This is a genomic window from Legionella erythra (genome assembly GCF_001467615.1).
Lineage (GTDB): Bacteria > Pseudomonadota > Gammaproteobacteria > Legionellales > Legionellaceae > Legionella_C > Legionella_C erythra.
Genome location: NZ_LNYA01000023.1, coordinates 129,029 through 143,182, shown reverse-complemented (window position 1 = coordinate 143,182; position 14,154 = coordinate 129,029). Strand labels below are relative to the sequence as shown.

The following is a 14,154-nucleotide window of genomic DNA, read 5'->3' as shown; positions in this document are numbered from 1 at the left end:
ATTATCCTCTTGCTTCAATGGCTACATAGGCTCTTGGTTCAGGCCCGGTGTATTCGGATGTGGGCCGGATTAAACGGTTGTCCGCACGCTGTTCGAAAACATGCGCAGACCAGCCGGTAATGCGCGACATCACAAAAATGGGAGTAAACAATGGGGTCGGGATATCCACGTAGTGATAAGCTGACGCACTGTAGAAGTCGAGGTTGGGAAATAATTTCTTCTCCCGCCGCATAACAGCCTCGACGCGTTCAGACACCTCGAACAATTGCGTGTCATGTTTTGCCTGAGCGAGTTTTTTTGACCAGGACTTGATGATATCGGAGCGCGGGTCGCAGTCTTTATAGACACGGTGGCCAAAACCCATGATTTTAGCCTTTTGCGCGAGCATGGTCATTAATTGTTCCTCAGCCTCATCGGGATCGCTAAACTGGCTGAGAAGCTCCATCGCCGCTTCATTGGCGCCACCATGCAAGGGTCCTCTTAAGGTCCCAATGGCCGTGGTAATGGCCGAGTAAAAGTCAGATAAAGTGGCTGCCGTCACCCTTGCAGCAAACGTTGAGGCATTGAACTCATGCTCTGCATACAGAATTAAAGACACATTCATCATGCCGCGTTCGAGCGCCGATGGTTCACGCCCATGAAGAAGCGCCATAAAGTGGCCGCCTATGGTTTCTTCATCACTGTATTCGGAGATTTCGCGACCTTTGAAATGATAGGCGTACCAGTAACACATGATTCCCGGAAACAAGGCCAGTAAACGGTCGGCTATATCATATTGCTGTTTGAAATCATGCTCAGGCTCTAATGTACCAAGCATGGAGCAGGCCGTTCTCAACACATCCATAGGATGGGTTTCTTTCGGTATCAGCTTCAATACTGTTTTTAAGGTAGCAGGTATCTCCCGTAAACCATTTAGCTTTTTGGTGTAACTGACCAGTTCATGGCGCGTTGGCAAATGGCCGTAATGGAGCAGGTAAGCCACTTCCTCAAATGTGGCCTCAGCTGCCAAATCATCAATAGAATAGCCGCGGTAATTTAATCCTGCCCCCTCATGTCCCACAGTCGCAATAGCTGATTGACCAGCAATCACCCCTTCCAGACCGGCTGTACTATTGACCATCCTCTCCCTCCATTAATTCATCCAGTTTTTTTTCGTAAGCGTGATACCCTAACACATCATACAGGTCACTTCGCGTTTGCATGGTATCGAGCAAATCGCGCTGGGTCCCTGCCTGTACGACGGTGGTGTAGACTTTTAAGGCCGCATAAGACATGGCACGAAACGCGCTTAAAGGATAAAGAATTAAACCTACCCCTGCATCAGCCAGTTCCTGGCGTGAAAACAACGGTGTTTTGCCAAATTCTGTGATATTGGCCAGCACAGGCACCTTCACCCGATCAGCAAACTCACGGTACTCCTCCAATCGGGTCATGGCCTCAGGAAAAATCATATCCGCACCAAGTTCCACACAGCGCAGGGCTCTGTCGACAGCGGCCGCCATCCCTTCAACAGCATAGGCATCCGTTCGGGCCATGATGACAAAATCTTCACTGGTACGCGCATCGACTGCAGCTTTAATGCGATCACCCATTTCCTGCAATGAGACAATGGCTTTGTTGGGACGATGGCCGCAACGTTTGGCAAGAACCTGATCTTCAATATGAATAGCTGCAACGCCCGTTTTTTCCATCAATTTTACGGTTCTGGCGATGTTAAAGGCATGCCCCCAACCGGTATCTACATCAACCAGCATGGGCAAATCACAGGCATTGGTTATACGGCGAGCATCCTCGAGCACGTCGCTTAAGTTGGTCATTCCCAAATCAGGCAGGCCATAGGAAGCATTGGCAACGCCGGCACCGGAGAGATAGATAGCTTGACATCCGGCCTGTTTCGCCAGCATGGCGCTATAGGCATTGATAGTTCCCATCACCTGCAAAGGCGCGTGATCACTCACCAGTTGACGAAACTGTTTCCCTGAAGGACATGACGACACGTTGTTCTCCCTAAACATCCAATCCGCTTTTTTAACATGATGGGAGATGGATGGCAACAACCAAGTTATTGAAAAATCGTTTTGATTTCTTGTCAGGGACTGACGGGGGGATGAGCAGGCCCGGGATATTCCGGGCCTGATGATTATTTGGCAGAGAGTTCTTTCCACCAATGAGTTTTGGTGTCAGTCGCCCAGTTGCCTTCACGCATGCGATTGACGAATGCTTCTGTTTTTTCAGGTGTTGAGGAATTCTTATCGAGTTTGATGCACCAGTCCCAATCGCCTGTGGTAGACCACATTTTTTCCACGCCATCCCATTTCATCATGGAGCTTAAATCTGACCAGGGTTTGTTTGATTTCATAAAAATTACACTATTCCAAGCGTTCATTGTTACTGTCCTTGTTAAAGTTTGATTTAAGATTACTTAAGGATAACTTAAGTGATCTCAGAATAGTCCAGATTTTACTAACTTGCCAACAGAGAAGATAAATTTTCCAGAATTTAAGGCAGTACCCTTGAAGCAGCTTCGATTGCAGCAATCGAAGGCTAAATAAGCAATTGACCTTTGGAATACCAACGGCAGTGTCCAGAAATATAAACCCGCTCATGCTGCATTTCGCAGAGCAACTCCCCTTTACGGAATGATCCCTGAACCGCTTGCAGGTTTTGTTTTTGCAATCGTTCTGACCAAAAGGGGGTCAATACGCAATGGGCGGAACCCGTGACCGGATCCTCAGGAATATTGTGTTTTGGATAAAAACAGCGGGAATAAAAATCAACCTCATTACCGGGGGCGGTGAGGATCAATCCCCTTTTTGGCAGTTTGGTCAGTTCTGTCAGATTCACAGTCGCCTTAAGGACCTGCTCCTCATTAGCCAGGATTGCCAGGTAATCAAGATCACTTTCATAAACCTCAAGCAATGGCTCATCGACCAACGCAAGCAGCGCAGCCGGTTTGTCAAATGCCTTATAATTGAGCTTCGGGAAATCCAGAACGTAGCGATTGCCGCGTTTACGTACACTCAGCAAACCGCTTAAGCTTTTAAAATCAATCTGCTCCCCATCGCCATATTCCAGCTCAAACAGGGCAAAACCGGCTGCCAGCGTTGCATGTCCGCACAGGCTGATCTCACCCCTGGGCGTAAACCAGCGGATACGAAAACCCTCGTGATCACGAATGACAAAAGCGGTTTCTGATAAATTATTCTCAACTGCTATGGCCTGCATCAGTTCGTCATTTAACCATTCACTCAGCAGGCATACCGCCGCGGGATTGCCATGGAAAACCTTATCAGTAAACGCATCGATCTGGAAAATTTCCATACTGTGCATAGCAGACCTCTGAATTAAAACAAGGATGGCAAGAGTAGCCACCTGACAGGCTCATTGCAAGAATTTATTAGACGTATTATCAATTATTCTTCCGACTTGGCTAGACGGGAACGGACAATTTGCCTTAATAAAAAACGGGACGGTGAAATGGCCTTCACCATGCTTCTTGAAAAAAAACCCGGCTCACCATTGATTTGACCAGCAAGCCATTCGGCACTGATGGGAATGGTCGTTAGTCCACGCGATCCAAAACCGGCGCACACATACAGTCCCGGATACACCGGCGGCGGCGCATCGATCCAACGCTCGGCATGGCTATCCAGAGCCGCGTAACACGCCAGGAATTGATTTTCAATCGGGACGGCACCCACCAGTGGCAAATAATCCGGTGTTGCGCCCCTGACGCCCGCCCAGCTTTGTGCAACATCGCCGGGATGGAATTGAAATTCTAAGGCCATAGGGCTGATTTTTAGCAGATTTACCCCATCATCTTCAGGATGACAGCGTGCACTTTGCTGGTTTAAATGATAGGTCGCACCCATGGCATGCCGGTTATTTTTAGCGGGAAGAACGTGGCCGTCACCGCACAAAGGCAAGGTGAGCCTGCCGCTTTCCGCGCCGGCCTTAACGAAACTGATTTGCCCGCCAATGGGTTTGATGGGTAAACCTAAGGTCTGGGGGAATTGATTGGCACGGAAGCCGCTTGTAATAATGACGACGTCAGCTTCCTGACCATTGACATGCCAAAGGCCGCCTTGAGCATGCAGGTCAGTCACTGCCGTTTCGCCAAACCATTGCACCTGAGGCGATTGCCGTAACAGGTAATGGCATAATTCACGGCTGTTAAGCCATCCGGAGAGCGGAATGAATAAACCGGGATGCATGACAGTCAATCCCGCCCGCTCAGAGGCTTCAACCGCTGTCATCGCTACTGCCAGTTGCGGATAGGCATGCAGCCATTCGCGCATACTCTGTTGGGTTTTTAATTCTTTATCATTGCAGGCCAATTGCAAAATACCCTGCATGTCTCCTTCAACCTCAATCCCTGCAAGCGGTTTATAAAAGGCATGCGCATAAAGAAAGGCGGCGAGCATGAATTCGGTCAAAGGTGAGCGATAAGCCGACAGTTTGGGATAAAACACCGCTCGCTCATTGCCCGATGCACCGGCTGCCGGCTGAGGCCCCTCATCCAGCAATCGTACTGACCAACCACGTCGGCTCAAGGCATGGGCGCAGAAACACCCCGCCAACCCCGCACCGACAATAATGGCTCGCTTGTTTTTACTCGAGAACGCCTGGGTATGAAACCAGGGCGTTTGCCGTTTTCGTTTCGACTGAGTAGCTTCAACCAGTTCAGCCGTCAGCATATGGCGCTTTTTACCATAGCCTGCCCTTTTATCAAAGGTAAATCCCGACGCCTTAAGTCCGTTTTTAACAGAAGCAGCTGCGGAATAGGTAGCGGCTGTTGTACCTTTATGGGATAAAAGCGCCATGGTTTGAAACAGGGCATGAGTCCACATGTGTTCGTTTTTTCCCGGTGCAAAACCATCCAGATACCAGGCATCCACAGCGGTATGGCCAAGCGCCCTATCCAGTTGTTTATCGCCGGACAGGAGCAACTCATCAAAACTTTGTTGTGCCTCGCCCAACATCAGGATTAGATGAACGCGCCCCTGTTCAAACGTCAAGCGGTGAAAACCCGGCGTGAGCACCGGGTATTGTTCAAGAAGTTGCTGCGAGCAAATTTGCAGTGACGGCCATAATTGAAGACAAGAGGCCAGGTCGTTTTTTGTTAACGGAAATTTTTCGCAGCTGAAATAAAATAACCGGGCACTTTCAGGGGCATGAGTTCGCCAGAATTGCCAGGTTAACAGAAAATTAAGCCCCGTGCCGAAACCGGTCTCTGCAATGGTAAAGACCGATTGTTCCCGCTCATAGAGCTTCATAAAGCGCTCTTTCAGGCGATTGCCTTCGATAAAAACGTATTGCTTTTCCGCACAGCCGTCTTCACGCGAAAAGTAAACATCATCAAAAGCCGGGGAATAAGGCAGACCGTCTCGCCACTCAAGATCTGCCGTCCGAATTACAGTAAAGGGACTACTCAAACCACCCTCGGTTAAATTGTTGCGTAATTGCCTTTTTCCAATGTCCTGGGCTGTTCTTCACTCATCCAGCGCTTAAGGACAGGAACCAGGATGAACAGGATCAAGCCCGCCGCGATAGCAAAGAGGCCGAGGCAGAGGAATACATGGCTATACCCCGCATTGGTTATCAGGGGGTCTGTGCTGTCCATGCCTGCTGTCATCCAGTTCGAGCTATAGCTGGACAATGTGGCTCCCACACCGGAGGTTAGCATCCACATACCCATCATCCCGCCCTGCAGGGAGCTGGGCGCCAAGGCACCAATCATGGCATAGCCGATAGGCGATATTAACAATTCACCGATACTTTGCAATACAAAACTTAAAACCACCCACCCCGGCGATACCAAACCATTCTGAGCAGCTCTGGCGATGCCAACCGGCAGCAACACAAACGCCAATCCAATCAATAAGAGAGCCAGCGCAAATTGAGTCGGGATATTCACATTGACGCCGCGGGCACGCAGCCGATTAAAGGCTAAACTCATCAATGGACCGCCTGCCACAATGCAAACCGTGTTGATGTTTTGAAACCACTGCGGCGGGATGGTCATGAGCAGCCAATGGCGCTGCACATTATGGTCGATGAAGTGCGTCAGCCCCATGGGGCCTATCTGAAACAGCATCCAGAAGACCGTCCCAACAACCATTAACAAGGCAAACGCATAGATCTTTTCCCGTGCTTTCGGCGTGCTTTGCTGGCGGCCGAGGATACAGGCAAGAATCAACATGGCGATACCGGTCAAAAGGACCAGCTTATTGGCAAACTCCGCATAATGCAGAAGTTGACTGAGCAACAAGGGCAGCACCAGCACCATAATAATCCCCATCAGGGAGGCTCGACGTTTCGCGGGTTTATCAAGCCGGCTATAGGGTGAATTGTTGTCAGAGAGCGTATGCCAATAATAAAGACAAATGAGCAGAGCCAGCAAATTGCCAAGGCAGCTTAATAAAAACAACCGCTGGTAATTATGAGAGAGCTGAAAATACCCACTTAAGCTAAAGCCAATAAAAAACCCGATGTTCATCCCCGCGTAGTTAAATAAAAAAGCGGATTCACGGCGGGTATCGGCGGGTTTAAAGCGCTGCGTCAACATGCAATTAATGCAGGTGACGTTAAGTCCGCAGCCGGTTAAAAAAGCAGCCAGACCAACATAAAGGAAATCCTGATTGACTGTGGCCAGCAAAACGCAGCCGATGATTTGTGCAACCATCCCCAGGCTGAACAGCGAACGATAGGAAAAGAAACGCCCGCCCCAATACCCGCCCAGGAGATGTAAAGCATAGTTGAAGGCTACAAATACGCCGGTAATACTATTGGCCAGTCTGGCTGACAAACCAAGCTTGCCGGTAATGTACAGTACCAGCGTTGAATAGAGCACGCTAAAGCTTAAAGTCGAAAAGATTTGAATAAAGAACAATGCAACAATCCCATCCGGTAAATTATTCCATGCTGATTTATTACTATCCGTAATCGACATTAATGCCTTCCTTTTTTTAGTCAAACCAAGTCGACTATGCCATGCAAATTTTTCACTGTCTATGCCGTTTTACAATAAAGATAATCTTCTTGCCACTGGTGTCTTTTTCTTTACAAATTATTATCACTATGACTCAAAAACGATTTAATTTATCCACAAACAACACTGTGGTTATATATAAATCAAAAAGAATGTCTTTAGAACGAAAAGTAGCGTAAAATGGCTTCTATTTTAACGGCAACTTGATGTACAAATTAAATTGCCGCTATAGTGATTAAAATCAATCCGGGTTTTGATTATGCAGAGAAAAATTTATTTTACCGGCATCGAGAAACGGTGCGGCAAATCGTTTGTTTCCTTGGGCCTTCTGGCAAGCCTCAAAGAACAATGTCCTGACTTACGGTGTTACAAACTCTTTTCAGAAACGGATAACTCCCAAATCCCTCTGCTTAAAGATCTTGCGCAATCCGAACTGAATCCGCTGATGGACGTTAATCAGGGGATTTTGATGATGCGCAATCAACCCGACGATTTGCTTTCTTTGGTTTTTGAAGCTACCCAGGGCACCGGGAAGACGACAATCAGTTATTTTGAAGGCACGGACTTCGAAAGCGATAACGATGCCTTTGAGTTCCAATTCAATCTGACCTTAGCCTCCCAGCTAAACTGCGATCTTATTGTCGTGGTTTCCGCGAGGGAACGGACAATTGAGCATACGTTTTCTTTATTAAACACCACGCTCGAAGCTGCTCGAAAGCAGCACGCCAATCTCGTCGGCATTATCATTAACCGGGTATCGCATGCCGACGAGAGCGATTACCAGGAACGCTTGCTGGCAGAATTTGGTCATTTAGCTTTAACCGCCGTTATCCCTGAGTTTGACGCATTGGCTAATCCCACCGTCCAGGATATCGCGCAAAAACTAAAAGCGGATGTCATATGCGGCAAGAATGAGCTGCTTAGACCTGTTAAACAAATGACCATTGCCGCAAAAACCGTGGGCAACTTTCTGGAATCACGGCTCGATCGAAATGGCATGCTTATTATTACTCCTTCGGATCGGGTCGACATTTTGTTGGGTTCACTGCTTGCTGATCAATCAGCCAATTACCCTAAAATTGCCGGGATTGTGTTAACAGGCGGCGACATGCCAGGCAGTGTGCTTTGTGAAATTATCGCCGGCCTTGAACGCCCCTTTCCCGTGTTACTCACACAATGTAAAACCTATGAAACGGCGACCACTCTTTATTCCGCCAAATTCAGCCTGAACCAGGACAATCCGGGGAAGGTTGCTGACACGATCATTGCCCTAAAACCGTTTTTATACGAACCCGTTATGAACCTGCTGCAGCAGCAGTCATTACCGAATCGACTCTCCCCTGCCGTTTTTCTTTACGAATTAATACGGCGAGCCAAACAGATTAAACGGCATATTGTGCTGCCGGAAGGCGACGAACCCCGCATTCTGATTGCCGCGGATCATTTGCTGAAGCGAAACGTCGTTAAAATTACCCTGCTAGGGAACCCGGATAAAATTCACCTCTTGGCCAAACGCATGGATCTAACCTTACCCAATGTGCAGATTATTGATGTGGAAAACAGTCCTAATCGGGAGAAATTTGCCCATGCTTATTATACCTTACGCAAACATAAAAACATCAATCTGCCCATTGCCCTGGAAAGAATGAGTGACGTTAATTATTTTGCCGCAATGATGGTGTACACCAATCAGGCCGATGGCATGGTTTCCGGTGCAATACATACCACGGCCGATACGGTCAGGCCAGCGCTGGAAATCATTAAAACCAAACCGAATGTGACCAAGGTGTCCTCTATTTTTATCATGTGCATGCCCTCTCGCGTGCTCATCTACGGCGATTGCGCCATCAATCCTGAACCAGACAGCGACACGCTGGCAGAAATTGCCCTACAAGCAGTCAATATTGCCAGACAATTAGGCATTGAACCCAAAGTTGCTCTGCTTTCCTATTCATCGGGAAGCTCTGGCAAAGGAGGCAGTGTGGAAAAAGTTGCCAAAGCCATGACGCTGGTCAAGCAAAAACAGCCTGAGTTGCTGGCCGAGGGCCCCATTCAATATGATGCCGCTGTTGATCCCGAGGTGGCCCGCAAGAAACTCCCGAATTCCCGCGTGGCAGGCGATGCAAACGTCCTTATCTTCCCGGATTTGAATACCGGCAATAATACTTACAAAGCGGTACAGCGCGAGAGCGGAGCCTTAGCCATCGGCCCGGTCTTATTGGGGTTAAATAAACCGGTCAATGATCTAAGCCGCGGCTGTACGCCTCAGGACATCATCAACACTATTCTGGTTACCGCCATTCAGGTTGAAGGAGACTCTGTGTGAATATTTTAACCATTAATGCCGGCAGCTCCTCGATAAAATACAAGGCATACACCTATGACAAAGACAAACATGACGTCATTCTCTCAGGCTTGATTGAAGGCATCGGTGAAAGCAGCAGCCAATGGCATCACCAGTTCAACGGGAAACAAACCAGCGCCCACCGCTTCACCGATCACCGCCAGGCATTTTCTGAATTGGCTTTTCAGTTACGGCTGGATCTTGGCGATCATCCCATCGACGGAGTAGGCCACCGCGTCGTGCACGGCGGCATTGATTTATTTGAACCCACCATCATTACCCCATCTGTTCTGCAGGCGATAGAAGGCCTTGCCAATCTGGCCCCTATTCATAATCCTGTGAATGCCCAGGGTATTATTTTGGCCCAGCAATTTTATCCGAAGGCAACCCATGTCGCTATTTTTGATAGCGGCTTTCATCACACGATGCCGGCTTATGCTCATCGTTATGCCATTGCTAGCGAAATCACCCGAAAATACCCCATACGGCGATATGGCTTTCATGGCATTAACCATGAATACGTGGCCAGGCAAACCGCCATGCATTTACAGAAACCGTTAAGCGCCTGCCATTTCATTACCCTGCATCTTGGAAACGGCGCCAGCGCCTGTTTGATTAAAAACGGCCAATCCTTTGATACGACCATGGGTATGACGCCCTTGCCGGGCTTAATGATGGGCACGCGCTGCGGCGATATTGATCCGGCAATTATTTTCTACCTGCTTGAACAAGGGTTCGCGGCACAGGAAATTGATACCTTACTCAATAAAAAAAGTGGGCTTAAAGGCATCGCTCATGATAATGACATGCGGCGAATTTTAGCGCGCGCGGAGTCGGGGGATAACGAAGCACAGCTCGCTATCGACATGTATGTTTACAGCATACAAAAAACAATCGGTGCCTACCTGAGCCAACTCGATTCACTGGATGCGCTTATCTTCACCGGCGGTATTGGTGAGAATGCCCATCCTATTCGCCAGGCCGTTTTGGAAAGGCTCGGCATGTTAGGATTTCATGCTGACAAGGCACTGAATCAAACCACGGCAAACCACTTGTGGCCTATCCACTCTCACGGCCATCCCATTTATGTCGTGCGTGGCGATGAAGAGCAATTAATGTCTCAAAAAGTGGTCGATATATTGAATGCTTAGCGCGGCATAACAACAAAGTCCGCGCTATTCTAACGTGAGGATTTTAGCCGTTAGCGAAGGCAGTGAAGCATGCTCTTCAACTGGCGGTTGTTGCGGTTGGACCACAAAGCTCGTAAAAGGAGACGTGTGTAAAGCCGCTTTACTCACCTCCAATTTAAATTTTTCCTGTTCTTCGATAATCGCATTGTCTTTTGGCGCAAGCCGTAGCGCCTCATCAAGGGCCTTTTTTGCCTCATCAAGATTTTTCTCAAGGCGATACGTGCAGGCAATATTTAACCAGGCATCGGCAACATCCTGCGATGAACTAGCAGGAATCCACAACAACTGTTTAAAATACGTTCTTGCCTGGTCAAATTCACCCAATTTAAAGAGAGCCATACCCATTTGGTTAAGAGCGCTTGTATGCAGTGGATCGGCTTTAATCACTTGTAAATAATAAACTTGCGCTTCCTGGTATTTTTTATTTCGATAGAGAAAATGGCCATATTGCGCCATACACTCCGTAAAATTGCCAGCTACTACATTTTTAAACACGGGATCTTTAGTCAAAGACAATGCCTTAAGGTAATTCTCCATCGCCTTATGGTAAGCCCCATGAATTTGCTCAATCGGTTCTTCTTTTTCTTGCGAGTAATCTTCTAAAGCTTGCATGTACTGTTCATACCAACTGGCCAAACTATGAAAAAACATGGGATTATCTTCTGTTTGCTTGAGTGCCGTTTCAAGAAAATTTAAGGCCGATGATAATGATTGAAAGCATGAGCCAGGCGACTTGGCTGTCGCCGCTAGATTCATGTAGACCAGCGCCATATTATGAAAAGCGGAGGCGATTTGTGCATTTTTAAAACAAACAATGGCTTGTTTATTGTTTTTTAGAGCCGCATAGCATTGCCCCAATGTATCCCAAGCATCTGCCATTTGGGCCTGTGAATGGGTCTTATCCGCATTTTCAAGGTAGCTGTTTAAACAAGCAATCGCCTCATAGACTTGATCATTTAAGAAGTAAGCTTTTCCCAAATAAAGAGAATAGGCCTGGTTTACATCCGGTTTGCATTGTAAAAAATAAGCAACGGCATTGGAGTATTCTTTTTTGTCAAAGGCAAGCATTGCTTTATTAAAATAATCGTTAATCATGTTTTAATACGAGGCCAGGGAAGGGCAAAATTTTATCAAAAATAAAACTATATAATCAATACGTCAATAAATCCCCCCTATTCCTATAGCTAATACCATAGAAACAGGAGGGGGAAAAGCCCGACAGACAAACGCGAAAACAAGTTTATTGCTTAAGCATTAACCTGAGTGCATTCAGCCAGCACGGCCTCTGCAGCCAGGTGCGTCAATTTCAACTCCTCCTCTGCATGCGCACTGGACACAAAGCCGGCCTCATACATGGACGGGGCGAAATAAATCCCTTTTTTCAGCATGCCATGAAAAAACTGTTTAAACAGGGTTTCATCGGAAGCCGCTACGTCGGTATAATTATCGATTGATGATTTGCCATTAAAACAAAAACCAAACATACCACCCAACGAGGCAGCAAAAAAGGGAATCCCCATATCCGCGGTAACCTGCTGTAATCCCTTAACCAGTTGGCTGGTCGTCAGGCTTAATTGCTCATAAAAACCCGGTTTGGCAATTTCTTGAAGGGTGGCAAGACCCGCAGCCATGGCCAGGGGATTGCCCGACAAGGTTCCTGCCTGATAAACGGGTCCCTGCGGCGCCAGATGGGACATGATATCCGCCTTACCGCCGACAGCCCCAACCGGCATGCCGCCGCCTATGACTTTGCCAAGCGTCGTCAGATCGGGGGTTATCTTAAAGACCTGTTGGGCGCCGCCCAATCCCACGCGAAAACCAGTCATCACTTCATCAAAAATAAGCACGCTCTTGTATGTATCGCACAATTGGCGCAGACCCTGCAAAAATTTGGGTTTCGGCAGGACAAATCCCATGTTGCCGGCCACCGGTTCAAGGATAATGGCGGCCACGTCATCAGCAAACTGTTCCATCAGACGGGCAGTCTGCTCCAGATCGTTGAAATCAGCCGTTAGCGTATGCTCGGTAATGCTCGCAGGAATACCCGGCGTCGCGGGAATGCCTAAGGTCAACAACCCTGAACCCGCCTTGACCAATAAACTGTCGTTGTGGCCATGGTAGCATCCGTTAAATTTAATAATCTTGTTTTTGCCAGTGTATCCTCTGGCTAAACGGATGGCCGTCATGGTGGCTTCAGTACCAGAGTTCACCATGCGTACCTGTTCAATGGCTGGCATCAATTCAATGATTTTCTCTGCAAGCCGCACCTCAAGCTCGGTCGGCGCGCCAAAACTCATGCCGTTATAAAGTACATTCGAAACGGCATCAACCACGGATGGGAAGCAATGGCCAAGAATTAAAGGTCCCCAGGAACCCACATAATCAATGTAGTGCCGGTCATCCACATCCACAAGATAAGCCCCTTTGCCCTGCTTAAAGAAGATAGGCTCACCGCCAACGCCCTTAAACGCACGGACCGGTGAATTGACACCGCCAGGAATAACAGACTGGGCCTGTAGAAATAATGCATGTGAATTGCTCATGACGACTCCATTGCCAAAAAAAAATGCTATAGTATCCAGTTTTTAAGAGTGTGGCAAAAAAATGCTGATAAACTTTACATTGGTTTTGACTGTGGTTAAATTACCGCTTTTTTAGTTGAGGCAACCGGTATGCAAGAATACAAACGCTATATTTGCGTGATCTGCGGATTTATTTATGATGAGGCGGAAGGCTGGCCAGAAGACGGCATCGAGCCTGGAACCCGTTGGGAAGAAGTACCCGAAAACTGGTTTTGTCCAGATTGCGGTGCGGGGAAAGAAGATTTTGAAATGATTGAAATGGAGTAGGCAACCGGTTTGAGTGTTAACACGTTTAACCGGTTGCGCAAAGGTGCCTATGTTTTTTTTCGGTTGCGGCGCGCGCTTCGCAACAAATTAAGCATTTCGACTCCTAAAGAAAAGGCCATGGCAAAATAGACATAGGCACGCGGGATATGGAAAGAAAAGCTGTCAGCGACCAGCACCATGCCAATTAAAATCAGGAAGCTCAAAGCCAACATTTTCACCGTCGGGTGTTTTTCAATGAACCGACTCACTGGCTCACTGGCATAAATCATGACTAAAATGGCGCAGGTTATGGCAGTCGCCATCACCCAGAAACGCGTCGTTAAGCCAATGGCCGTCAAAACACTGTCCAGTGAAAAAATGATATCCATAACCGCCACCTGAAAAACCACGGCCTTAAACGTGGCTGCGCCCTTGCCGCTAAGCACCTTGGAAGTCGGCTCCTCCCCGACCTCGTGGTGAATTTCCTGCGTCGCTTTGGCGATTAAAAACGCCCCGCCCGCCAACAAAAATAAATCGCGGCCCGAAAAATTAAACGCACCAATATGGATAAATGGACGGGTTAATTTAACCAGCCACACGGCAGAAGCCAGCAGCATCAAGCGGGTAACCCAGGCAAACGTCAAGCCCCAGCGCCTGGCCTTGCGGCGTTTTTCAGCCGGTAATTTTTCAGTCAAAATGGACAAAAAAACCAGGTTATCGATTCCCAGAACAATCTCAAGAACAACCAGGGCCAATAAGCTCACGATAATATCAACAACATCCATTTGTAATCTCTTTAAA

12 protein-coding genes are annotated in these 14,154 nt (G+C 47.8%); 3 read left to right on the top strand and 9 right to left on the bottom strand.

Annotation, left to right across the window (positions count from 1 at the left end):
- Window position 1 precedes the first annotated feature (1 nt).
- The 6 genes from prpC to Lery_RS05515 all read right to left on the bottom strand — a co-directional run bounded on the left by prpC (window position 2) and on the right by Lery_RS05515 (window position 6,952).
- Window positions 2-1,120, bottom strand: coding sequence for a bifunctional 2-methylcitrate synthase/citrate synthase (gene prpC / locus Lery_RS05540; RefSeq protein ID WP_058526263.1), 1,119 nt, complete (start codon window positions 1,118-1,120; stop codon window positions 2-4).
- Window positions 1,110-1,997, bottom strand: a complete 888-nt coding sequence (prpB, locus tag Lery_RS05535; RefSeq protein WP_202814028.1) for a methylisocitrate lyase — start codon at window positions 1,995-1,997, stop codon at window positions 1,110-1,112. The genes prpC and prpB overlap by 11 nt, the downstream gene beginning before the upstream one ends.
- Before the next feature lie 143 nt (window positions 1,998-2,140).
- Window positions 2,141-2,386 carry a hypothetical protein gene (locus Lery_RS05530; protein WP_058526261.1) on the bottom strand — a complete coding sequence of 82 codons (246 nt, stop codon included), beginning with the start codon at window positions 2,384-2,386 and terminating at the stop codon, window positions 2,141-2,143.
- Between the two features lie 158 nt (window positions 2,387-2,544).
- On the bottom strand, window positions 2,545-3,330 hold the full coding sequence (locus Lery_RS05525; RefSeq protein WP_058526496.1) for a PhzF family phenazine biosynthesis protein: 786 nt from the start codon (window positions 3,328-3,330) through the stop codon (window positions 2,545-2,547).
- An 83-nt stretch (window positions 3,331-3,413) separates the two neighbouring features.
- Window positions 3,414-5,435 (bottom strand): bifunctional tRNA (5-methylaminomethyl-2-thiouridine)(34)-methyltransferase MnmC2/FAD-dependent 5-carboxymethylaminomethyl-2-thiouridine(34) oxidoreductase MnmC1, encoded by a 2,022-nt coding sequence (gene mnmC / locus Lery_RS05520; RefSeq protein WP_058526260.1) that lies wholly within the window; start codon window positions 5,433-5,435, stop codon window positions 3,414-3,416.
- 11 nt (window positions 5,436-5,446) lie between these two features.
- Window positions 5,447-6,952: a peptide MFS transporter gene (locus Lery_RS05515; protein WP_058526259.1), complete on the bottom strand. Its 1,506-nt coding sequence runs from the start codon at window positions 6,950-6,952 to the stop codon at window positions 5,447-5,449.
- Window positions 6,953-7,250: 298 nt separating this feature from the next.
- Between Lery_RS05515 and pta the strand changes: the two genes are divergently transcribed.
- Together pta and Lery_RS05505 are read left to right on the top strand one after the other, a co-directional pair.
- Window positions 7,251-9,317 carry a phosphate acetyltransferase gene (gene pta / locus Lery_RS05510; protein WP_058526258.1) on the top strand — a complete coding sequence of 689 codons (2,067 nt, stop codon included), beginning with the start codon at window positions 7,251-7,253 and terminating at the stop codon, window positions 9,315-9,317.
- Window positions 9,314-10,486, top strand: a complete 1,173-nt coding sequence (locus Lery_RS05505; protein WP_058526257.1) for an acetate/propionate family kinase — start codon at window positions 9,314-9,316, stop codon at window positions 10,484-10,486. Before pta ends, Lery_RS05505 begins: the two co-directional genes overlap by 4 nt.
- Before the next feature lie 24 nt (window positions 10,487-10,510).
- Here Lery_RS05505 and Lery_RS05500 read toward each other — a convergent pair whose 3' ends face one another.
- Together Lery_RS05500 and hemL are read right to left on the bottom strand one after the other, a co-directional pair.
- The gene (locus tag Lery_RS05500; RefSeq protein WP_058526256.1) at window positions 10,511-11,620 is read right to left on the bottom strand and encodes a tetratricopeptide repeat protein; all 1,110 of its coding nucleotides are present in this window, start codon (window positions 11,618-11,620) and stop codon (window positions 10,511-10,513) included.
- A 152-nt stretch (window positions 11,621-11,772) separates the two neighbouring features.
- Entirely contained in the window at window positions 11,773-13,068 is a 1,296-nt protein-coding gene (gene hemL, locus Lery_RS05495; RefSeq protein ID WP_058526255.1) for a glutamate-1-semialdehyde 2,1-aminomutase, read from the bottom strand.
- A gap of 129 nt (window positions 13,069-13,197) precedes the next feature.
- Between hemL and Lery_RS05490 the strand changes: the two genes are divergently transcribed.
- Window positions 13,198-13,374 (top strand): rubredoxin, encoded by a 177-nt coding sequence (locus Lery_RS05490; protein ID WP_058526254.1) that lies wholly within the window; start codon window positions 13,198-13,200, stop codon window positions 13,372-13,374.
- Window positions 13,375-13,421: 47 nt separating this feature from the next.
- On the opposite strand, the gene Lery_RS05485 is transcribed toward Lery_RS05490, so the two are convergent.
- Window positions 13,422-14,138 carry a TerC family protein gene (locus Lery_RS05485; protein WP_058526253.1) on the bottom strand — a complete coding sequence of 239 codons (717 nt, stop codon included), beginning with the start codon at window positions 14,136-14,138 and terminating at the stop codon, window positions 13,422-13,424.
- Window positions 14,139-14,154 lie beyond the last annotated feature (16 nt).

Excerpts from the sequence above, each read along its gene's own strand:
- prpC (WP_058526263.1), bottom strand. The coding sequence starts at position 1,120 with ATGGTCAATAGTACAGCCGGTCTGGAAGGGGTGATTGCTGGTCAATCA.
- Lery_RS05530 (WP_058526261.1), bottom strand. The coding sequence starts at position 2,386 with ATGAACGCTTGGAATAGTGTAATTTTTATGAAATCAAACAAACCCTGG.
- Lery_RS05525 (WP_058526496.1), bottom strand. The coding sequence starts at position 3,330 with ATGCACAGTATGGAAATTTTCCAGATCGATGCGTTTACTGATAAGGTT.
- Lery_RS05515 (WP_058526259.1), bottom strand. The coding sequence starts at position 6,952 with ATGTCGATTACGGATAGTAATAAATCAGCATGGAATAATTTACCGGAT.
- pta (WP_058526258.1), top strand. The coding sequence starts at position 7,251 with ATGCAGAGAAAAATTTATTTTACCGGCATCGAGAAACGGTGCGGCAAA.
- Lery_RS05500 (WP_058526256.1), bottom strand. The coding sequence starts at position 11,620 with ATGATTAACGATTATTTTAATAAAGCAATGCTTGCCTTTGACAAAAAA.
- hemL (WP_058526255.1), bottom strand. The coding sequence starts at position 13,068 with ATGAGCAATTCACATGCATTATTTCTACAGGCCCAGTCTGTTATTCCT.
- Lery_RS05490 (WP_058526254.1), top strand. The coding sequence starts at position 13,198 with ATGCAAGAATACAAACGCTATATTTGCGTGATCTGCGGATTTATTTAT.
- Lery_RS05485 (WP_058526253.1), bottom strand. The coding sequence starts at position 14,138 with ATGGATGTTGTTGATATTATCGTGAGCTTATTGGCCCTGGTTGTTCTT.